This is a genomic window from Halobacillus sp. A1, from assembly GCF_024189295.1.
Taxonomy (GTDB): Bacteria; Bacillota; Bacilli; order Bacillales; family Halobacillaceae; genus Halobacillus_A.
On record NZ_JAIZEN010000007.1, the window covers coordinates 22,582 to 42,430 of the forward strand.

Here is a 19,849-nt window from a genome sequence, read left to right on the forward strand (position 1 = left end):
TATGTTTGCATTTGATACTGGAGATGTTTATTTAGCGTTAGTTGCTGGAATAGTTCTTAGTTTATTTTATACCGAGAAAACAGGCGTCCTGCCGGCTGGATTAGTCGTACCAGGGTACATCGCCATGCTGTTTACGTTTCCTCTCAGCATCGCAGTCATTTTTATGATAAGTTTCTTAACCTATTTAATTGTCATGAAAGGGATTGCGAAATTCACCATTTTATACGGCCGAAGAAAATTCACAGCGATGTTAACCGTGGGCATTGTCCTGAAAATTACCTTTGACATGGTAGTTCCGGGAATGTCTACACCTGATATCGTCAGCGGAATGATGGCGATTGGAGTTATAATCCCTGGTTTGATCGCCAATACTATTCAAAAACAAGGCGTACTGCCGACAGCAGCAAGTACATTGCTGCTTAGCGGGGTAACGTTTGGAATCGTAACAATATCAAGTGTAATCGGAGGAGGAATTTAAAATGGAAGCAACTATAAATTACAGGAAAAAGAGACAAGCCAAGAAAGAATCAAAATTAATGTTCAGTGAGTGGGTATTAAAAACAATCAAACACCATAAGAAAAGAACAACCGCAGATGCCACGTTGGGATTAATCGTTACAGCAGCCATTGTAGTCATCAATTTGGTATAAACAAATGAGTAGAAGTAAAACGTTCAATATTATGATCATCGGCTTGTTTATCCTTATCCTGATTTTATTAAATTTCAGGCAGAGCGAACAAAAGACAGAGGACGAGGATTATAAGTTGAACGATACAGCTCCCGACGAAGAAGAGGTTGGCTCTTATGGTGTAACATCGGATAGTACGATGGCAACAGAAGTAGGCATGAAAGTATTGGAGCAAGGCGGAAACGCTGTTGATGCAGCAATAGCCGTAAGCTTTGTATTAGGCGTCGGTGAGCCTTATGGATCCGGCATCGGCGGAGGCGGCACGATGCTGATTCATCCGGAAAAAGGGAGCGATGAGTCGCCAATCGTTTATGACTATCGTGAAGTCGCCCCCGAATCAGAGGATGTTCCGGAAAGCGGCACAGGAGTTCCGGGGTTTGTACAGGGCATGTATGACGTCCATGATGATCTTGGAACCGTTGATATGGAACAGCTCATTGAACCTTCTATTAATGTTGCCAGTAATGGAGTAACGGTTTCTGAAACGCTGCACAATCGATTAAGTGATGCACAATACCGCATGCCGAATTTAGATCACATGTATCCGGACGGCGAACCAATTGAAGCGGGAGAAATCTTAAAACAGCAGCAACTCGCGGATACATTAAGAAGCATAAAGGATGAAGGACCAGACGCATTCTATAAAGGCCATCTAGCAGACGAAATTACAGATTCAGAAAATAAAATCAGTAACGACGACCTACAATCCTATAAAGTCGAAGTGTCAGAACCGATTGAAGGGCAGTTCGGCGACTACGATGTCCTGGCACCGCCCCCGCCATCCGGCGGCATTATGCTGCTGCAATCCTTAGAAATGGCCGATAAGGTGCAGATCGAAGACACGAAGGATAAGCCGATCGATTTCGCTATGATGATGGGCATGATCAATGGTGTCAGCTACAAAGATCGTCTGGAAAAAATCGGAGACCCAGGCTTTACCGACGTTCCAACGAAAGAGATGCTATCAGAAGATTACATCAAGGAACTTACGTCCGATATTAAAGGCTCAGATCTGTCGGACGAATACAGGTCGAACTTGGATTCAGACGCCGACTTAGAGGATCACGAGAACACGACCCATTTCGTCGTCGTAGATAAAGACGGCATGATGGTTTCCGCTACAAATACGCTCAGTAATTTTTTTGGATCCGGTGAATACGTCGAAGGCTTTTTCTTAAACAACCAATTGAAGAACTTCAGCAACAACAAAAACTCACCGAACAAACCTGAGCCTGGAAAACGTCCATTCAGTTATACGACCCCGGCCATCTTAGCAAAAAACGATAACCCAGTGATCGGTATTGGGGCCTCAGGAGGTCGGAGAATCACATCTGTCGTCGCCCAGCAATTAGTCCGAACGGTGAAATTCAATGAGCCGATTCAAGCCGCAGTTGAGGAACCACGGACATTCCTTGAATTGGATGAAGATACGCTGCAGGCTGAGAACGATTACGTACTCTTAGAAGATCCGGAAGAAGATTCAGGCGTGGACGTTCAATACTCTGACCGAACCTCTTACTTCGGCAGCGTACAAGGCCTCGTCATCGACTACGAAAACGACAACATCCACGGCGCCAGCGACCCAAGAAGACAAGGCAGCTGGGAGTCTAAATGATAGAGTGGAAGTGAAGGATAACAGGTAAGGAAAAAGTTGAACTGGTGACCAACCAATTATAAAAACGAAAGCTTGCAGGAAAACAAACATTTTCCTGCAAGCTTTTTTACGTACTAAAAGTAGGGACTGTCCCATGAACCTAATTGTTCTCCAGGTTCTACCATAAAACATTTTTGACTTTATCCCATTTTAAAACTGGAATATTATGTTACCTTAATACTATAGGAAGCCATAAAAATAAAGTGAGTCTATAATTGAATCCCGGTAACTTTAAAAACAAATCTGAAGTTCTCTAAGAGTCTAACCTGTGAATGAAAGTCATGAAACAGGAATAACTGGAGAATGAGATGATAATAGACACTGACAAGCACCACCCTCTGTAAACAAAAGACTGATATTCTACCCATCTCTACATCTAAAACAAAGGCTAATAGCCTGCATTAGGTTATTTTCTAATAGTGGGGTTATAAATTATTATTGAGTTAAAATGTATGTTTTGAAATAATTGGAATATCACATTCGTTTTTATTATCGAGGGGAGCTTATTTATGAAATCAATTTCTTTAAAATGGGTCGTCACTTTTATAAGCGGTTTAATTTTATTTCTGGGTACGTATTATTTTGCCATGGATTTTGAGTACATAAGCTATGATGTTACAGATAAAGGACAGTTTGTTATGCATGATGGCCTAAATGAGCCGGCTCCCATAATTAACACAGATGTCAGCAATGAAAAGGAAGGTTTGGCGGAGTTAGGTACGCAGATGGAACGTTTTAATTGGTGGGTTCTGGCATCTATGATTGCTGCGCCCTTATTCATCGCAACCTATTACGTGTTATTAAGCAATCATGAGGCTTGGAACCAAACAATTAGGAAGAGGTACCTCAAGTTGACTATCCTCATAAATGTGGGAGTCGCTGCAGTATTTATCGTTCAATGGATTCGGTACGCGCACATAATTAATGAAAGTATGCATATTTTATTTTTTAAATGAGGATCGTGGTATATGTGTTCTGTGTAAGGGAATAAATTGAAGCTTGAATAAAATATAGAATGGTGAGAGGTTATGTTAATTAGAGAAATACAAGCAACAGATGCTAAAGGACTTTCTGTTCTACTTAAACAAGTGGAGGATAGTTCAGATTATATGCTTTGGGAACCAGAAGAAAGAATTTTTACTCCTGAAAATCAATTTAAGATGATTGACAGCGTTCATGAAAAAGAAAATTCAACGATACTTCTTGCTGAAAACCGAGGGGAACTTGTGGGGTATTTATTAGCTTTTGGTGGAAATGCAAAAAGGAATAATCATTCAGCTTACATAGTTATTGGTATTTTAAGTGAATATAGAGGCCGGGGAATAGGTGCTGGACTATTTAGAAAGTTGGAAGAGTGGGCTGCTGAGCACAACATCCATAGGCTGGAGCTTACAACAGTCACAAAGAATGAAGCAGGTTTATCACTATATAAAAAGATGGGATTTGAAATTGAAGGAACGAAAAGACACTCACTTTTAATTGACGGTCAATGGCTTGATGAGTACTACATGGCAAAGTTATTGTCATCCTAAAATTGTCTTGGTTTCAAGCCTTCATTTTAAATCACGGGAAGTTATGAATTATAAAACTCTACTATTATGGCCGGAATGATGTCTGTTCACTAGGAGTAATCATATGTTTTCTAAAAAAGGATTTGAATTATTATAACTTTTCAGTCTTAGTACATAAGAGAGCGTGTTGATTAGATGAAAGGGGTGGTGTCATATGTCTAATGTGTTAGAAAGTCTGCCTTCATTAGAGACAGAGCATTTAGTTCTACGAAAAATTGATAAAAAGGATACAAATGATATTTATTCTTACTGTTCAAATTCAGCAGTATCCAGATATGTGACTTGGGATACCCACACTTGTAAAGAAGAAACGGAGAGCTTTATTGATTGTGTCCTCGATGGGTATAAACATGACCATAAGGCGCTTTGGGGAATGGAGTTAAAGGCGACGGGGAAAATCGTTGGGACTATTGATTTTGTTTCAATCGATGAACAGCATATGAATGCTGAGATTGGATATGTATTATCGGAAGTATGGTGGGGCCGGGGTCTTACTACAGAAGCTTCAAAAAGACTCATTCAATTTGGGTTTACTGAACTGAAGCTAGAACGAATCCAGGCTAGATGCATGGCTGAAAATATCGGTTCGCAAAAGGTTATGGAGAAGGCTGGTATGTCATTTGAAGGGACATCAAGAAAAGGATTTTTTTCTAATGGAACGTTTCACGATATAAAGAATTATTCCATATTGAGAGAAGAGTTTAAGTAGATTGTGATAGGAGCGAATATATGGCTGACTATGTAATGAAAATACGTGAAAAAGTTGGAAGCATGCCGCTTGTTGTAAGCGTTGCTGGCTGTCTAATAATCGATGCGCAGAACCGAATTTTATTGCAGCATAGAACGGACAATCTCCAGTGGTCTCACCCGGGTGGAGCCGTAGAAGTCGGAGAATCTGTAGAAGATACTGTGAAAAGAGAAGTATTTGAGGAGACAGGTTTACGAGTGCAGGAACTGGAGTTTTTTAATATCTATTCTGGAGATTCACAACACTATATATATCCAAATGGCGACGAAGTCTATTTTGTGAATGTTATTTACATATGTAGAAAATATGAAGGCGTACCTATAGCAGATCAAGTCGAAACTAAGAGTCTGCAGTTTTTTGACTTGAATTCTTTGCCGCAAATGACTCCTAATAACCAAATAATCTTAGATGATTTAAAGAAGAAAATAGTGGTCTAACGCCTTAAATACATATTTTGTGCAGCCTCTATTATAGTGCCTGGCAATCAGGGCGAAGTTTACCCGAAGAATAAAGAAGGAGTAATAAACTATTAGTAGAATATACACAATGATGAGTAAAGTTCCGAATGACAATAAAAAAGAAAACAGGAGGTCATCATGGGCAGGTTAGTTCATTTCGAAATTCATGTGGATGATATGAATCGGGCAAAGGAGTTTTATGGAGAGGTATTTGGGTGGACCTTTGAAGATTGGAGCGAGTATACCGGTATGCCGTATTTCGGTGCTGTGACGGGCGACGAAAAAGAGCTGGGGATCAACGGCGCATTAATGCAGCGTCAAAGTCCTCCTCCAGAATTAAACCAACCTTTGAATGGTTTTGCTTGTACGATGAGTGTCGAAGATTATGATGCTATAGAACTTAAGATTATGACTAATGGCGGCAAGGTGGCTTTGCCAAAGTATGCGCTGCCCGGGATGGCCTGGCAGGGATACTATACGGATACCGAAGGAAATATTTTTGGTATCCACCAGCCTGATGAAAATGCCAAGTAGTATCATCGTTCAAGTACATTAAAAGAGCCCTTTTTTACTAGGGTTCTTTATTTCTATTAGGGAGGCGAATGTATGACAAAGATACATAAGAAATTGTCATTAGAACAGCGTGAAGAATTGTTCAAAACTTTGAGTGGGCGTTTTGAAGAAAACATGCATCGACACGAAGGCGTGAGATGGTCTGAAGTTCAAGCTAAGCTCGAAGCTGATCAAGAGAAGCTGTGGGTGCTACACGAAATGGAAGCCACTGGCGGTGAACCAGATATAGTGGGTCATGATGAGAAGACTGGCGAATACTTGTTTGTTGATTGTTCAGCGGAAAGTCCTAAAGGTCGAAGGAGCGTGTGCTACGATCGTAAAGCGCTGGACTCACGGAAAAAGAATAAACCTGGAAATAGCGCTGAGGATATGGCAGCTGCTATAGGAATGGAACTATTGACGGAGAAACAATACCGTGAGCTGCAGAATATGGAAAGTTTTGATAAGAAGACATCAAGCTGGGTGAAGACTCCACCTAAAATAAGAGAGCTCGGCGGGGCTATTTTTTGTGATCGTCGCTACGATACTGTATTTGTGTACCATAATGGAGCGGACTCTTATTATGCTGCAAGGGGTTTCCGAGGATGGATTAAAGTCTAATTTGTGTAGTTTGCGAGGAGAAAACGGGTCAACTGTCTATTTGAAGTTTCAACGTTTGCCGAATCCTTAAGGGTTTGGCTTTTTTTGTGAATTAAGTTGAACTAGGGGTTTCTCTTATTTGTGAAAAAAGTACCTGGTCTTGGGCGATAGTTTGGTACAGGGTTTGTCTTTAAAAGGACGTTATATAAAAATGAAGGCCGGTTCCATTGCACTTTTCGTCTAAAACAGTTAAAATATACTGGTTGAAATCCAGCATCATTGGAAATGGATAAAAAACCGAAACATTTTCACTTTTTAATTTTGGGAACTTGGTTTCCCTTAAGGAAAGGGTTCAGATATATGATGAAAGATAATTTTTGGCACGAACTGCCGCGTCCGTTCTTTGTTTTGGCACCGATGGAAGCTGTGACCGATGTCGTTTTTCGTCATGTTGTGACGGAAGCAGCAAGGCCTGACGTGTTTTTTACAGAGTTTACGAATTCGGAAAGCTACTGCCATCCTAAAGGAAAAGACAGTGTAAAAGGACGGCTGACGTTTACGGAAGATGAACAGCCGATTGTCGCTCATATTTGGGGAGACAAGCCTGAACACTTCCGCCAAATGAGTATTGGCATGGCTGAAATGGGCTTTCGCGGCGTGGATATTAATATGGGATGCCCTGTGCAGAATGTTGCAGCGAATGGAAAAGGATCCGGGTTGACCCGCCGTCCGGAGGTTGCAGCAGAAATCATTCAGGCTGCCAAAGCGGGAGGACTGCCCGTGAGCGTGAAGACTCGTCTCGGTTATACGGAAGTGGATGAATGGCACGACTGGCTAAAACACCTTTTTGAACAAGATATTGCCAACCTTTCCATTCATCTCCGTACGAAAAAGGAAATGAGTAATGTTGATGCTCACTGGGAGCTGATTCCGGAGATCAAGAAACTTCGTGATGAAGTTGCCCCTCATACTCTTCTAACGATTAACGGGGATATTCCTGATCGTCAAAAGGGACTTGAACTCGTTGAGAAATATGGGGTGGATGGAGTCATGATCGGACGTGGAATCTTCCATAATCCGTTCGCTTTTGAAAAGGAAAAGAAAGAGCATACCAGTGAGGAATTGCTTGATCTTCTGCGACTTCAGCTCGATCTTCATGATAAGTATTCCGAAGAGCTTGAGCCGCGCATCTTCAAACCGCTCCGCCGCTTCTTTAAAATTTACGTCCGCGGATTCAGGGGAGCGAGTGAATTGAGGAACGAGTTGATGAGTACACATTCTACCGATGAAGTACGCGCGCTGCTTGATGAGTTTACAAAGAAAGATGGAGTGAAGGAACAGGAAGGTTTTACTGTCTCATAAGTAAACTCCATCGCATAATATAAGATTTTTCCAGGAGAGGAAAGCCGTTGATGCTTTTCTCTCTTTTTTAGTTGGCGCCTGCCTCTCGTCGCATCAGCCCGTATGGATGGCAGCCATAAAAATTTATTCATAGGCGATCGTTTCCTACATAGATATGGATTGTAAGCCATTAATTCCTAAAGAGGAGATGACAGCATGAGCGACAACAAAAACAACTACTCTAAGACAAATGAACAGCCGGATAAGAACGAGGATGGATTTGTTAAAGGGGTATCGAAAGAAGCCAAAAACGTAGTCGATCATACGGTCGATACTTCCGGGAAAATTATTAAGTCGGTTACGGGCGAGGGTGGATTGGTTGGGAAAACAGTTGACTCATCCGGTAACATTATTAAAAAAGCATCCGAAAAAGGTTCGGATGTGATAGGTAAGACCGTCGACAATTCTTCAAAGGCTTTTAAATCCATTAAAGATAAAGCGTTCAACAGAAAGAAATAAGCCGGACAAAAAGGAACTCGACTTTTGAATAAGTTGTTCCGTTTCTGTGGAGAGAATTTAAATAACGTATGTAAGAATGAGACCAAATCGTATAGATTTGGTCTCATTTTTTGGGGGGTTAGCCTCTCTGATTCTGCTATTAACTATGAGAAGAAAAGATAACAGCCGCGGTCCCTAAAAACAAGTGATTACTTGAGGAAGGGTAGAATGCTCTTTTATATAAGCTCCCTATTTTTAAAGAATCAGTTTCGAGACTTTTGTATGAGGATATGGTGACTTCAGAAAACGAATCGCTTTCCGTGGGCATGTGGTGAGCTTCCTGAGGCTTCGCCTTCCGGGATCCCAGCCTACCATGTACATCCCACAGGAGTCTCATCGTTTCCTAAAGTCACCATACAATTGGAAACCGCTTGAAACTACCATCAAATTCAGGGATTCCCTAATTAAACCTATGCTTGAAGGTGTTAAAAACCCCATGTACTGCTACCCTACGCCATTTCCTTGCTTTTATGAGGATAACAGAAACATCTCAATAATAGTACTTGCATTAGTGCTCTACATCGTTATAAGTGGGGATGAAAGCTTTACAGCAATTTGTTTAATCTTATGTGGCATTCTCACGGCTCTTCAAAGGATTTGAAGCAGTACATAACGATAAAAAAATTACAATCGCTCTAATTAGTTTTATATCATCTGTAAGCTGTATTTACCTGGCATTCAGCCTCTTTTAATTCTTAACGCGTTGTATAGAGGTGAAAGGTGACTGAGCATAGCGAACAATTCATGTAATGAGGAAACCATTTTACTATTCATTCGTATATGTGAGTATAGGTTCATTCGATATAGGTGTAGTTATAAAGGGGTAACGTACATGGAATACAAAATAAAACCTAAAGAGCTATCGTTTTTCAGCATTTTCTTTGTGGCCATGCTGTGGAATGTATTGGCCGATCATTTTGGACGTTCTATTCTTCTGTTTCTTATCGTATTACTAATTGGTATTGGATTAACCTCAATACGGTTTTCATTCGAAATCACGAGAGTCATTTAGTATACCGGATATTTTTATTTAATAAATCCATAATGAAAAAAGAAATTTACCCACCCCGAATCAATCAGCTGAAATTTACACGAGCCGGCTGGGCTAAGAAAGCTGCGATTATTAAAACGGACAAAGGGTTGAACGTTAGATTAGCGGTGCTCACCCCTAATACAGCTTATGACCATTTATTTAAGTTTGCAGAAAATCACGATATTAAAGTTGTTAAAACAAAGGACTATTTAACTTTAGAGAGAATGTGATAAAGACTACTATAAAATTGGAATGGAGGAATGGAGATGAAACAAATAATTGCTCTAGGTGGAGGCGGCTTTTCTATGGAGCCCGAAAACCCATTGTTAGATCGTTACATCCTGGACCAATCTACTCAAAAGAACCCTCGAATTTGCTTTATACCTACAGCGAGCGGCGATTCAGATGACTACACCTCCAGATATTATCACTTCTTTGAAAAACACCGCTGCCAGCCTTCTCACTTATCATTATTCAAACCGCCGACCAGGGACTTAGAAAGTTTTATATTAGAACAGGATATTGTTTATGTGGGTGGTGGGAATACGAAAAACTTATTAGTTTTATGGAAAGAGTGGGGGCTGGATCAAGTATTGAGAAAAGCCTGGGAACAAGGGATAGTATTAGCGGGCATAAGCGCAGGATCGATATGTTGGTTCGAAGAAGGACTTACCGATTCTTATGGTGATCGACTGGAACCATTAAAATGTTTAGGTTTCTTAAAAGGAAGCAATTGTCCTCATTACGACGGGGAACCTGACAGAAGGCCTTCTTACCAACAGTTTATTAAAGCGGACAAAATAAAACCAGGGATTGCAGCGGACGATGGTGTGGCTATTCACTACGTGGGCCAGGACGTACATAAAATCGTAAGTTCCAGACCTGATGCGAAAGCCTATCGAGTCGATTACGATAAGGGAGTTAATGAGACAGAGCTTGCGACCTTATTTTTAGGGTCTTGCTAAGACTTATTACAGACTACTTATGCAAAAAGAGGGACAGGATTTATTAGTTAGTCATCAAGGCGCAATTTCTATTTTTGAATTGCGCCATTTTTTTAGGAATAAGGTTGAAACGACTTTACAAAATGTATCGAAGGAGGGTGTCAGATGGGAGAAATTTTGTTAGAGTATGGAACTTCAGAAGATCAATGGTGGCTCCTCGCCTTATCTCTATTCGTAATTCTGGTGGGAATAGGGATGGTGATTGCAATTTCAAAGGGGGTATTAAAGTTACCCGTAAATAAAAAGGACAAATTCATTTATGTGCTATGGGGATTCATTGTACTAGGAGGAGTAGGTGCAGTTATGACTCTATTTAACACTTCTATTAATGAAAACAAAAACAACAGTGCTTTAAGAGGATGGTCTAGTGAGCGAGGCTATTACGTTGAAAATTATGGCGAGATAAAGGAACGAATTGGCGAAGAATCTATTATTGTAGATACGAATACAAAAGAGGAAGAAAAAGAAGTGGATCATGTCATAAATGGCTGTGATTTTGACGTGTACGCGGAATTGACCAACGGGGATGTTTGGATATGTATAGAGTGAACAGTTTAATTAATTTGGCTCAGTTAAATTTCCGTGTTGATATTCATATAAGCTGCTTATTCTTGAAGGATTAGTATCGGGATGTAGTGGGGAATTAGGGGCGGAGGGATTCGGTGCTGAGCCTCACCGTTTCCCTCCGCCCCTTTTCCGTATAAGTCTCTCGAAACCGCTTCACGAGAAAGCAAACACTTGATGATTTTCATAACAAGTGTCTTATGTTAAAACCTTGATGTGAGGCGCTATCTTCTCACCTGACAGGCATATAGAACACCCACTTTCTTGGTAAAGGGGTTCATTTCTCACCTCTAGCGAATGGGGTGGTTGGTAAGCTGCGAGATTCCCGTGGGAGAAGGAGGTAGGCGAGATCCCACAGGGCTTTAGCCCGAGGAAGCTCGCCAGTTCCCCCACAGGAAAGCGAGTAGCTTCCCAACCGCCCCTGACTCCTAATACGGAACCGAACCCCGGTTGTCTCGAAACCAAGTATTCAACAATCCTGCCATATGGTTAAATAACTCTCATAAAAATCAACATCCACGTTGAACATAGTCTTAAAATCAGGCAACATAGGAGAAATTGTATGACTGAAAAAAGAAAAGTCGTTTTGTTTATTGCTGCAAGTCTGGACGGATACATAGCTGCGAAAGATGAATCCTTAGAATGGCTATTTAAGGTGGAAGGTGAAGGGGATAATGGGTATTCGGAATTTTATGATACGGTAGATACTGTGTTAATGGGCAAAAAAACATATGATTGGCTCATGAATCACGAATTAGAAGAATTCCCTTACAAAAACAAAGAATGTTTCGTTTTTACACGGTCTCAGATTCAAGGGACGGAAGATGTGACTTTTATAAATGATGATGTCACAATCTTCACAAACCAGCTAAAACAACAAGAAGGGAATAATATATGGATTGTTGGTGGAGGAGGTTTGCTGCATTACTTCTTAAAAGAAAAGTTAGTCGACGAAATGATACTAACCGTTGCTCCAACTATACTCGGAAATGGGATACCTTTGTTTAAAGAAGGCGACTATCAATTAGATTTATACTTGAAAGGTACTAGAAACTTTAATCAGTTTGTGGAGCTTCATTATCGCGTGAAAAGATAACGTTACTTAGTTTATAGAGCCATCGTATTTTGTATCGTGGATATTAAATAAATAGCATAAACAAATGGGGAGAGCTTCTATATGTCCTACGCGCCATTCAGGTTACGTATTTACGCTTTCTTATTAGATTATCTCGTCATAGTTGTGTACGGTATTTCCGTTGCAGGCACGATTTCATTTGTTTTCAACCCGTTTATTCAGCCTTTATTTTCACACTCTCCGGTCATAGCTGAGTTGACAGGATTTTTAATAATGACGCTGCCTGTCTCTCTTTACTTTATATTATGTGAACAATCTAAATCGCAGGGGACGTGGGGGAAAAGGAAGCTGGGCCTGCGTGTCGTAAATTTGGAGGGTGCCCGCATAGGGATCGGCCGCTCGATAATTAGGACAGCTGTTAAATTTTTGCCATGGGAAGTGGCTCACTTCGGAATTTGGAGGTTAATGCTTCCAACAGAATTCTCGGAGATTACGATTTTTATCATTTTGAATGCCGTGAATGCTGCAATAATCCTTTATCTAATCTTTCCACTCACAAATAAACAAAAGAAAAATGTGTATGATTGGGTTGCAGGTACAAGAGTAATCACTGGCGTTTAATATTCTTAATCCTGTTGTATATCCGTGTTCGTTTTACAGGGGAGCTTCTTGATCAGTACCCCTTCAATATTAATGAACATATCGAATAGATGCATTTTGTCCTATTTTGAGGCATAATAACATTGAAAACATACCAACCTAGAACGGAACAATTAACGGAGGGATATCATGATGAAAGCTGTTCAAGTAACTGGTTATGGCGATATCGATCGATTGGAAATGGCAGATTTGCCTATTCCGGAGCCAAAAGAACATGAAGTATTGGTTAAAGTCGAAGCTTGTGCGATTAATAATACGGAAATCTGGATGAGAGAAGGGGCTTATGGAACCGGTGGAAAATCGGGCTGGCGTCCAGAAGGAGTTCAGTTCCCACGGATACCAGGTTCTGATATTACGGGGAAAGTCGTACAGGCAGGGTCGAATGTGGAGGAGACAATGGTAGGAAGAAATGTCGTCCTTTTTCCTTTTACCTCGAGTGGTAAAGAAGGGGAAGAGCATATTTCTGAGGACATGTCGTTCATCGGTTCGGAATATGACGGAGGCTATGCTGAGTATGTCGTTTGGCCGGCTGAACTTTGTTATGATATGCCTCTCGATGATTACACAGATAGCTGTGTATTTTCAGTGAGTGGCATGACGGCTTGGCATATGGTGGAGCAAATCGCACCTCAGCCGGGAGAAACGGTGATGGTCACAGGTGCGAACGGTGGCGTCGGTTCGTTAAATGTGCAAATAGCCGCCCATGTTTTTGGAGCGAAGGTTATCGCCATTGTCGGAGATACAGCGTTAGAAGCGCAAATGAAAGAACTCGGGGCGACTCATGTATTATCTTATAAGTCAGATAACCTGGCTCAAGAAATTCTTGAAGCGAACGATGGTCCGATAGATGCGGTTCTTGATGTCGTAGGGGACGCACTATTTTCCACGTCTTTGCAAGTCCTGAAAAAAGGCGGGAAGTTTTGCACGTCCGGTTCAGCCGGTGGCCAGAAAACTGAGCTCGACTTCCGGAGCCTTTACTTAAAGCACATCACTTTATATGGCTCAGTTCTCGGAACGCGAGACGAGTTCAAACAGATGCTAGCAGCGATTTCAGAAGGTAAGATCAAGCCGGTTCTTGACCGTACCTTCTCGTTGGCAGAAGCCAGGGAAGCTCAAAGTTATTTTAAAAAATCAGGAAAATTAGGAAAAATCGTTTTGCTGCCGAACAAATGATGTCATCTCATCCATTTGGTGTGTTCCTTGAAGCATGATAGGCACAAAGAGAGCAGTAGAAATATGAATAAGTCAGCAAAGGAGGGAGCGGAATCGTATAGGATTTCGTTCCTTTTTTTATAGAGGGATTCAATCAATACTGGATAAAAGTTTTTTTACATATTTTAAAAAATCTCCATCACTTTATGGGTCTCAGTCGTTATCTAAGTGAAGGAGCCAATAATTAAACAAAGTGAGTGGTCTTATGGAAGTGAGTGAGCTATATGAGGAGCTGAAAAGCGATCTGTTCCGTTTTGCTTTTTCGATTGCTCGTCACGAACAAGAAGGGAAGGATCTTGTGCAGGATGCGTGGATCAAGTCCTTAAAGGAAAAGCAGCTTCTAAGCTTGCCGCGCCATAAACAAAAAGCCTGGTTCTATCGTGTGATGAAGAATAAACTGATCGACGAACGGAGAAAAGACCGGCGGTTAACTGAATGGGATGATGATGAAGCGGATTTTCCCGTTCACGAACTGACGCTGGGTCGAATGGAAATGACGGAGCTGCTCTCCCGCCTGTCGCCTGAGTTGAGCGATATTGTGTTTAAACGGTATTGGTTGGAATTATCGAGTAAAGAAATCGGCGAACAGCTGGGTTTCCCTGCTTCTACTGTTCGCTTCAAGCTTCAAACGGCAATGAAACAATTACGGAGATATTTAGAGGAGGATAAATGATGGGGCAGCGAATTGGAAATGTAGGGTTATTAAATTTAATGAATGCAACGGAAGAGAGCTTACAGGACATTGAACGGATTAATAATATCGGTATGGTGCTGTACCCGAAAGAAAAAGCTCACCTTTTACCGAAGTTGAACGCCGGCAACATTGGATACTGTGTGGAATTACCGGAAGGGTATCAAGTAGTAAATAGTGACGTCCATGTGGATCAAGCGTATCTTCGCTCTTTGAGGGAAGGGCTGCGATTATTTGTAAATGGTAACTTGATTATTGAGCACGATGTGCAGGCAGAAGAGTTAAAAGAAAGTTTACTCGAGCTGAAAGTAAATGGGAAGATTTATTCACCAGGCCGGCTTACAGGTTCGCTTTTCCACTTGATCTCCCATGGAGCGATGGATGTGGAATCCTATGAGGGAGAAGAGCTGCGTTTTGAAAATGGAGAGTTTGAGCTCACAAACGCTTATTTACATTCAGCCGAAACAGCTATCCGTTTAACTGTAAACGGAAAGCTCAAATTGCACGCTGATTTAGACTTGGATTTGTTCCAGCAAAAGATCCACCAGATCGAAGTCAATGGTGTGATCATCCTTTACGCCCTACAAGAAACAGCTTTTTATAAAAAAACAGGCTCTTTGACTTCAGCTAAAGTGGAGGTTATTCCTGAAGGATACCTGCAACTGACGAAACCGATGCGTCTTAACAGCCGGTCCATTAAACGATTCCATGGCAAGAAGCTTTACACGAAAAAGCCGGTTATTATCGAAGCGGATGTTACGCGCGAAGCTTTTTCGATCGCGGCCATTCATTCTACGTCCATTGTAGTTTGTCCTGAGGAGATTGAGGATCTCGTTTACGAAACATGCCCATCTTTGGATACTGAAGTATTATCTTATGAAGACCGTTTTCTCTTTATAGAAGGAGAAGAACGATGGACGAATGAGCAGCTGGAAGCTTTGCAGCACCCGACGGCTTTTATTGTAGAAGGGATGTTGACGTTAGGAAGCGATGTATCGTCGGAGGTACTGTTATCAAAAGTGAAAACGTTAGATATATTTGGTGCAGTAGTCGTAGAGAACGCAGCGCTAAAAGGCAGCCTGCAGCAGCTGATGCGTGTAAATACTGGAGTGATCGAAGATGATCATAAAAAGGGAATTGGTTCGAGTTTAGGCAATTTGGGTGAGTTGATGTTGTGACCGTGCTTATCTTCATATAGAAAGGAAGGGGCAGAATGACGATTCACTTTCTCATATTTACAATCCATATTACGAGAAAAAAGCGGGATAAACACTCATCTGTATATTATAACGATGCACAGGACCAGCTTCTAAGCCGTAAAGCTTATTACCGGAATTTACAGTAATATTTGATATTAAAACAGCACATCATCTAAAATGTGCTGTTTTTTTACATTTAAATGAAAATTTAAACAAATCAGAAAATTATGGTAGTATGGCTTTAATATTATAAAAGGAGGGCTTGCATGAACTTTCTGACAGCAGAACAAGTCAATGAACGATTTACGATGGAAGAGACCATCCGTTCCATTGAACAATTTTACTTAGAAGACAGCAAAGGTGATATCATTATGCCCGATCGGATGCATATTGAAGATGGGGACAATACGAGTTTATTAATGCCATCTTATTACGGGGATTATTATGCGACGAAGCTCGTCGGGGTAGCGCCTCACAATTCATCGATAGGCAAGCCGACGATTCATGGATTGATGGTCTTATACAGTCGCAAGACGATGGAGCCGCTCTTAATGTGTGATGCCATGCCGATTACGGCACTGCGTACTGGAGCGCTTGGCGGTCTTGGAATGAAGTATTTATCGAAAGAAGGTGCTTCATCTCTTGGAATTATCGGGACTGGAACACAAGGCTGGAGTCATCTGCAGTCTGCTTGTGCGGTTCGCCCTATTCAAAAAGTGAAAGTGTTCAACCGCAGTCAGGATAAACTTTCGGCATTTATAGATAAAGCCAGAGATGCTTTTCCAAGCTTACATATTGAACAAGCCTCCTTGGAAGATTTAGTGCGAGGTTCAGACTTGATTGTCACCACTACAACCTCTGAGAAGCCTGTCCTCCCTGAGCTGGATGCTTCCAGTTATAAGGGGAAACAAGTTGTCGGTGTCGGATCTTTTCGTCCATCGATGCAGGAGATTCCTGACAGTGTTTTAAAGAATGCAGACGAAGTGTATGTGGATGCGCCGAGCGCTTTTCGTGAATCAGGAGATATGATTCGTGCGAAGGAGCTTGGCGTCGCCCCCGAACAAACGCTGTCCCTCAAAGAAATCATTGAACGCAATCATCGTCCAAAGAATCCGGAAGAGCAGTCGATTATTTTTAAATCAGTAGGGGCGGCAATTTTTGACTTAGTTGTTACGAAAGCTTTATATGAAAAAATCCGCTAAGAGAGGATGAAGACGTGTGAAGGAAATGACGAAATCAAAATGGAAAGACCCCGGCATCATCATGGTTATCGCGCTCGTTATCATCTCAGGTATAGTATGGATCTGGTGGCCGACAGAAGTGTATTGGATGGGGATTTCCCTGGCCGGCTGGCTCATGTTCTTCTGTTTCTTTATTTGGCTGCTGTTAACGATTATCTATGTGATTTGGATTGAAAAAATAGAAAAACGATCATAAAGGAGCTGTAGACTATGAAAGGAATGGAAACTTCCATATTAGCATTCTACTTGATCATCATGACGATCATCGGCATTTATTTTGCCAAGAGAGCACACTCCTCTGAAGATGATTACTGGACGGCAGGACGTAACATCAACAGCTTCGTAGGTTCCTTTGCTTTATTCGCGGCTGTCGCAAGCTCCAGTTCCTTAATGGGAGCTGTCGGGTCTGGTGTTGCCCTCGGACTTCCGTTCTTATTTGCGTACGGATTCGGAGCTGTAGCCATCCCCTCTTTTGCCCTCTTTCTCATTGCCGGACAGATCCGCCGCTCCGGTGTAAATACAATGCCGGAATTTTTCAAAATCCGCTTTGGAAAACCGGTCCAAATCGTTGCAGCGGTCATTGTCGTACTTACAATGACATTCTATATGGTACCCCAGCTGACAGCGTCTGGTTTAATTGGTTCCTACGTGCTTGGTATTGAATACACGACGGCCGTTATTTTCCTCGGGATCGGATTTACGCTGTATGCGGCGCTTGGCGGCATGTGGGCGATTACTTATACAGACCTGATTCAGGGCGCTGTCATGGTGATCGGCATGTTCGTGCTCTCCATCATTATTTTGGTTGACCATGAAGGCGTGGGCACGTTAATTCAGGACGCTCTTGCTGTCGATCCCGCTTTTGGAGATATTACTCAGCCCTGGATGTCATACTTCGGCTTATTTGTCGCTTTCCTATGGTTCGGTGTCGTATCTCCTTCCGCCGTTATGCGTAACTTTGCTTCACGTGATGCGAAAACGGCCCGCCGCTCAGCACTCGGGGCATGTATTTTGTATTTATCCGTATTTATCTTTGGTGCAATTATTGCTTCTGCTGGAGCGAGCCTGGGCGTTATCGAATCACTAGATAATCAGGATATGATATTCATTTCTGTCATTGAGCACTACATGCCTCCAATTCTTGCGGGCTTCATGCTGGCTGGATTATTAGCAGCCATCATGTCTTCAGCTGACGCGATGCTGCTAGCGGTGTCCGCTGGTGTTGCCCATGACTTGTACAAAGGACACATTAATAAAAACGCATCAGAAAAATCAGTTACAAGGATCGGGTTTGTCGTCATGATGCTTGCCAGCCTTGTCGGTATTTATTTTGCCATCGATCCACCGCAGCTTATTGCGATCATGGTCGGCTGGGTAAGCGGCGCGATGCTTTCTGCCTTCGGCTTCCCGCTTGTGCTCGGTATTTGGTGGAAACGTGCGAATATGCCAGGTGCACTAGCAGGTATGATTGGCGGGGCAATTGCCTTTATTATCATGGCCCTCCTGCCATTTGCTCTCGTTGCTGAACCTATTGTAGCGGCACCTGTTTCCGCTATTCTAACGATTGTAGTCAGCCTGATGACCTCGCCGCCATCAGAAGAAATGCAAAGTGAAGTCGATCGCTATCACACTCATATCGAGTCATAAAGGATGAAACGAATGGAAACATTGAAAAATAAATCCCTCCGCCTGATCGGTACAGGTGGAGGGATAACCGAAGCTGACCTGCCTAAAAACATTTATAAAAACCTCGGAGTTCAGCAGAAAATGAACCGCAGCCTTGATTCGGACTATATTAAAAACCATATGACGAGCGTGAAGCGGGTCTATCACCCCTTGTGGATTGCCAAGCTGCTCGTCATCGCCGACCGCAAACCATTTCCACCTAGAAAAAAGCCGAACATGGCGTTTGTAGATGCTGTGTCCGGATATCGCGGCCTTTTTCCAAGCGTGCCGCCGATGAATGAAATCGAAGTGGAAAGTGGAGAAGTCGTCCCCGCCCAATTAACGAAACAGCAAGTTGAGGACATCTATGTGGTAGATGTCCAGCAAAAGCAAATCAATCGCAGTTATGTACTAAAGAAACCCCGCTACCACCTGGAAGATCTTTTTCTTACGTATTTGCCGCTTTGGAAGGTGAGCGTGGACTCTGATTATTTAACGAAAGAATTCGTTATTAATGCGAATACAGGGGATTCGGAAGAGTATATGAGTAAGTTGTGGGGAGGCGCAGAATGGCGGTTGTAGCCAAGTTTTCCAGGTAACTAGATAAAATTAAAACTTGAACGAACGTGACGCAATTCCCAGCGATGGAATTGCGTCTTTTGTTTCAGAGGGCAGGGTTGAGTAAATGGTTGTACTATGAAACAATTGGAACAAAGAAGAACTTTATAGTTTGATCGAAGGGAGCATCTCAATGGGAGTGAAAACAAAAGTGATCGCCATCGGAGCTGTGTCAGGCGGAGGGAAAACGTCAGTAAGTAAGGAGTTAAATAAGGAACTACCTTCTTCGCATGCCTTGTTCTTTGACGATTACAGCTTTGAAGGTGCACCGGATGACCTGGTTAAGTGGGTACAGCAAGGACCAGACTACAATCAATGGAATGTAGAACCTCTATTGATAGATATCCAGTCATTATTAACTGCTAAAGAAACCCCATCATACATAATACTGGATTATCCGTTTGCCTATAAAAATGACATCCTGAAGAGTTTTATTGACTTAGCTGTTTATATAGACACACCACTCGACATAGCGATGGCGAGAAGAATGTTAAGAGATCACAAGAATAGCTCAGCTTCTGATATCCATAACGATGCAGGTTTTTATTTGGAAAAAGGCAGACAAGCTTATGTAGAAATGATACATACAATAAAACCGAACTCCGATCTCATTATAGAAGGTACACTACCACTCTATAAAATAGTAAATGTAATTGTACAAGAGCTTGATTAGGAATTGAATAAAAAAATCTTATGTTTTAAATAGGCATCTTGAT

24 protein-coding genes are annotated in these 19,849 nt (G+C 41.9%); all 24 read left to right on the forward strand.

Translation table 11 applies throughout. From position 1 onward, the window contains the following. The first annotated feature begins 1 nt into the window (after nucleotide 1). Entirely contained in the window at nucleotides 2-478 is a 477-nt protein-coding gene (gene pgsC, locus LF817_RS09320; RefSeq protein ID WP_253935536.1) for a poly-gamma-glutamate biosynthesis protein PgsC, read from the forward strand. 1 nt (nucleotide 479) lies between these two features. Continuing rightward, on the forward strand, nucleotides 480-650 hold the full coding sequence (locus LF817_RS09325; protein ID WP_253935537.1) for a hypothetical protein: 171 nt from the start codon (nucleotides 480-482) through the stop codon (nucleotides 648-650). Nucleotides 651-654: 4 nt separating this feature from the next. Beyond that, complete coding sequence (ggt, locus tag LF817_RS09330) at nucleotides 655-2,304, forward strand: gamma-glutamyltransferase (protein WP_253935538.1); 1,650 nt, start codon at nucleotides 655-657, stop codon at nucleotides 2,302-2,304. Nucleotides 2,305-2,852: 548 nt separating this feature from the next. Further along, a complete protein-coding gene (locus LF817_RS09335; RefSeq protein ID WP_253935539.1) occupies nucleotides 2,853-3,299 on the forward strand; it encodes a hypothetical protein in 447 nt (148 codons plus the stop codon). 72 nt (nucleotides 3,300-3,371) lie between these two features. Further along, complete coding sequence (locus LF817_RS09340; protein WP_253935540.1) at nucleotides 3,372-3,875, forward strand: GNAT family N-acetyltransferase; 504 nt, start codon at nucleotides 3,372-3,374, stop codon at nucleotides 3,873-3,875. Nucleotides 3,876-4,068: 193 nt separating this feature from the next. After that, entirely contained in the window at nucleotides 4,069-4,623 is a 555-nt protein-coding gene (locus LF817_RS09345) for a GNAT family N-acetyltransferase (RefSeq protein WP_253935541.1), read from the forward strand. A 20-nt stretch (nucleotides 4,624-4,643) separates the two neighbouring features. After that, nucleotides 4,644-5,099 (forward strand): NUDIX hydrolase, encoded by a 456-nt coding sequence (locus LF817_RS09350; RefSeq protein ID WP_253935542.1) that lies wholly within the window; start codon nucleotides 4,644-4,646, stop codon nucleotides 5,097-5,099. 159 nt (nucleotides 5,100-5,258) lie between these two features. Continuing rightward, nucleotides 5,259-5,654, forward strand: a complete 396-nt coding sequence (locus LF817_RS09355) for a VOC family protein (RefSeq protein ID WP_253935543.1) — start codon at nucleotides 5,259-5,261, stop codon at nucleotides 5,652-5,654. Between the two features lie 72 nt (nucleotides 5,655-5,726). Next, nucleotides 5,727-6,293, forward strand: coding sequence for a DUF4256 domain-containing protein (locus tag LF817_RS09360; RefSeq protein ID WP_253935544.1), 567 nt, complete (start codon nucleotides 5,727-5,729; stop codon nucleotides 6,291-6,293). 342 nt (nucleotides 6,294-6,635) lie between these two features. Next, nucleotides 6,636-7,634, forward strand: a complete 999-nt coding sequence (locus LF817_RS09365; RefSeq protein ID WP_253935689.1) for a tRNA dihydrouridine synthase — start codon at nucleotides 6,636-6,638, stop codon at nucleotides 7,632-7,634. A gap of 195 nt (nucleotides 7,635-7,829) precedes the next feature. After that, nucleotides 7,830-8,132: a hypothetical protein gene (locus tag LF817_RS09370; protein WP_253935545.1), complete on the forward strand. Its 303-nt coding sequence runs from the start codon at nucleotides 7,830-7,832 to the stop codon at nucleotides 8,130-8,132. A gap of 871 nt (nucleotides 8,133-9,003) precedes the next feature. Then, nucleotides 9,004-9,183, forward strand: a complete 180-nt coding sequence (locus tag LF817_RS09375) for a hypothetical protein (RefSeq protein WP_253935546.1) — start codon at nucleotides 9,004-9,006, stop codon at nucleotides 9,181-9,183. Nucleotides 9,184-9,470: 287 nt separating this feature from the next. Then, nucleotides 9,471-10,169 carry a Type 1 glutamine amidotransferase-like domain-containing protein gene (locus LF817_RS09380; protein WP_253935547.1) on the forward strand — a complete coding sequence of 233 codons (699 nt, stop codon included), beginning with the start codon at nucleotides 9,471-9,473 and terminating at the stop codon, nucleotides 10,167-10,169. Nucleotides 10,170-10,313: 144 nt separating this feature from the next. Beyond that, nucleotides 10,314-10,757 carry a hypothetical protein gene (locus LF817_RS09385; protein ID WP_253935548.1) on the forward strand — a complete coding sequence of 148 codons (444 nt, stop codon included), beginning with the start codon at nucleotides 10,314-10,316 and terminating at the stop codon, nucleotides 10,755-10,757. Nucleotides 10,758-11,334: 577 nt separating this feature from the next. Then, nucleotides 11,335-11,868, forward strand: a complete 534-nt coding sequence (locus tag LF817_RS09390; RefSeq protein ID WP_253935549.1) for a dihydrofolate reductase family protein — start codon at nucleotides 11,335-11,337, stop codon at nucleotides 11,866-11,868. Between the two features lie 81 nt (nucleotides 11,869-11,949). Next, nucleotides 11,950-12,468, forward strand: coding sequence for an RDD family protein (locus tag LF817_RS09395; protein WP_253935550.1), 519 nt, complete (start codon nucleotides 11,950-11,952; stop codon nucleotides 12,466-12,468). A 171-nt stretch (nucleotides 12,469-12,639) separates the two neighbouring features. Further along, the gene (locus tag LF817_RS09400) at nucleotides 12,640-13,680 is read left to right on the forward strand and encodes a zinc-binding dehydrogenase (RefSeq protein WP_253935690.1); all 1,041 of its coding nucleotides are present in this window, start codon (nucleotides 12,640-12,642) and stop codon (nucleotides 13,678-13,680) included. 244 nt (nucleotides 13,681-13,924) lie between these two features. Then, a complete protein-coding gene (locus LF817_RS09405; RefSeq protein ID WP_253935551.1) occupies nucleotides 13,925-14,392 on the forward strand; it encodes an RNA polymerase sigma factor in 468 nt (155 codons plus the stop codon). After that, entirely contained in the window at nucleotides 14,392-15,588 is a 1,197-nt protein-coding gene (locus LF817_RS09410; protein ID WP_253935552.1) for a hypothetical protein, read from the forward strand. The genes LF817_RS09405 and LF817_RS09410 overlap by 1 nt, the downstream gene beginning before the upstream one ends. Nucleotides 15,589-15,875: 287 nt before the next feature. Next, entirely contained in the window at nucleotides 15,876-16,811 is a 936-nt protein-coding gene (locus LF817_RS09415) for an ornithine cyclodeaminase family protein (RefSeq protein ID WP_253935553.1), read from the forward strand. A 25-nt stretch (nucleotides 16,812-16,836) separates the two neighbouring features. Continuing rightward, a complete protein-coding gene (locus LF817_RS09420; protein ID WP_253935691.1) occupies nucleotides 16,837-17,046 on the forward strand; it encodes a hypothetical protein in 210 nt (69 codons plus the stop codon). A 14-nt stretch (nucleotides 17,047-17,060) separates the two neighbouring features. Continuing rightward, a complete protein-coding gene (locus tag LF817_RS09425; protein WP_253935554.1) occupies nucleotides 17,061-18,497 on the forward strand; it encodes a sodium:solute symporter family protein in 1,437 nt (478 codons plus the stop codon). A 12-nt stretch (nucleotides 18,498-18,509) separates the two neighbouring features. Further along, nucleotides 18,510-19,097, forward strand: coding sequence for a hypothetical protein (locus tag LF817_RS09430; protein WP_253935555.1), 588 nt, complete (start codon nucleotides 18,510-18,512; stop codon nucleotides 19,095-19,097). Nucleotides 19,098-19,266: 169 nt separating this feature from the next. Further along, nucleotides 19,267-19,806, forward strand: a complete 540-nt coding sequence (locus LF817_RS09435; RefSeq protein WP_253935556.1) for a nucleoside/nucleotide kinase family protein — start codon at nucleotides 19,267-19,269, stop codon at nucleotides 19,804-19,806. The last annotated feature ends 43 nt before the right edge of the window (nucleotides 19,807-19,849 follow it).

What these genes read in the sequence shown, in the direction of transcription:
- pgsC (WP_253935536.1), top strand. Translation starts at nt 2, where the DNA reads ATGTTTGCATTTGATACTGGAGATGTTTATTTAGCGTTAGTTGCTGGA.
- LF817_RS09325 (WP_253935537.1), top strand. Translation starts at nt 480, where the DNA reads ATGGAAGCAACTATAAATTACAGGAAAAAGAGACAAGCCAAGAAAGAA.
- ggt (WP_253935538.1), top strand. Translation starts at nt 655, where the DNA reads ATGAGTAGAAGTAAAACGTTCAATATTATGATCATCGGCTTGTTTATC.
- LF817_RS09335 (WP_253935539.1), top strand. Translation starts at nt 2,853, where the DNA reads ATGAAATCAATTTCTTTAAAATGGGTCGTCACTTTTATAAGCGGTTTA.
- LF817_RS09340 (WP_253935540.1), top strand. Translation starts at nt 3,372, where the DNA reads ATGTTAATTAGAGAAATACAAGCAACAGATGCTAAAGGACTTTCTGTT.
- LF817_RS09345 (WP_253935541.1), top strand. Translation starts at nt 4,069, where the DNA reads ATGTCTAATGTGTTAGAAAGTCTGCCTTCATTAGAGACAGAGCATTTA.
- LF817_RS09350 (WP_253935542.1), top strand. Translation starts at nt 4,644, where the DNA reads ATGGCTGACTATGTAATGAAAATACGTGAAAAAGTTGGAAGCATGCCG.
- LF817_RS09355 (WP_253935543.1), top strand. Translation starts at nt 5,259, where the DNA reads ATGGGCAGGTTAGTTCATTTCGAAATTCATGTGGATGATATGAATCGG.
- LF817_RS09360 (WP_253935544.1), top strand. Translation starts at nt 5,727, where the DNA reads ATGACAAAGATACATAAGAAATTGTCATTAGAACAGCGTGAAGAATTG.
- LF817_RS09365 (WP_253935689.1), top strand. Translation starts at nt 6,636, where the DNA reads ATGAAAGATAATTTTTGGCACGAACTGCCGCGTCCGTTCTTTGTTTTG.
- LF817_RS09370 (WP_253935545.1), top strand. Translation starts at nt 7,830, where the DNA reads ATGAGCGACAACAAAAACAACTACTCTAAGACAAATGAACAGCCGGAT.
- LF817_RS09375 (WP_253935546.1), top strand. Translation starts at nt 9,004, where the DNA reads ATGGAATACAAAATAAAACCTAAAGAGCTATCGTTTTTCAGCATTTTC.
- LF817_RS09380 (WP_253935547.1), top strand. Translation starts at nt 9,471, where the DNA reads ATGAAACAAATAATTGCTCTAGGTGGAGGCGGCTTTTCTATGGAGCCC.
- LF817_RS09385 (WP_253935548.1), top strand. Translation starts at nt 10,314, where the DNA reads ATGGGAGAAATTTTGTTAGAGTATGGAACTTCAGAAGATCAATGGTGG.
- LF817_RS09390 (WP_253935549.1), top strand. Translation starts at nt 11,335, where the DNA reads ATGACTGAAAAAAGAAAAGTCGTTTTGTTTATTGCTGCAAGTCTGGAC.
- LF817_RS09395 (WP_253935550.1), top strand. Translation starts at nt 11,950, where the DNA reads ATGTCCTACGCGCCATTCAGGTTACGTATTTACGCTTTCTTATTAGAT.
- LF817_RS09400 (WP_253935690.1), top strand. Translation starts at nt 12,640, where the DNA reads ATGAAAGCTGTTCAAGTAACTGGTTATGGCGATATCGATCGATTGGAA.
- LF817_RS09405 (WP_253935551.1), top strand. Translation starts at nt 13,925, where the DNA reads ATGGAAGTGAGTGAGCTATATGAGGAGCTGAAAAGCGATCTGTTCCGT.
- LF817_RS09410 (WP_253935552.1), top strand. Translation starts at nt 14,392, where the DNA reads ATGGGGCAGCGAATTGGAAATGTAGGGTTATTAAATTTAATGAATGCA.
- LF817_RS09415 (WP_253935553.1), top strand. Translation starts at nt 15,876, where the DNA reads ATGAACTTTCTGACAGCAGAACAAGTCAATGAACGATTTACGATGGAA.
- LF817_RS09420 (WP_253935691.1), top strand. Translation starts at nt 16,837, where the DNA reads ATGACGAAATCAAAATGGAAAGACCCCGGCATCATCATGGTTATCGCG.
- LF817_RS09425 (WP_253935554.1), top strand. Translation starts at nt 17,061, where the DNA reads ATGAAAGGAATGGAAACTTCCATATTAGCATTCTACTTGATCATCATG.
- LF817_RS09430 (WP_253935555.1), top strand. Translation starts at nt 18,510, where the DNA reads ATGGAAACATTGAAAAATAAATCCCTCCGCCTGATCGGTACAGGTGGA.
- LF817_RS09435 (WP_253935556.1), top strand. Translation starts at nt 19,267, where the DNA reads ATGGGAGTGAAAACAAAAGTGATCGCCATCGGAGCTGTGTCAGGCGGA.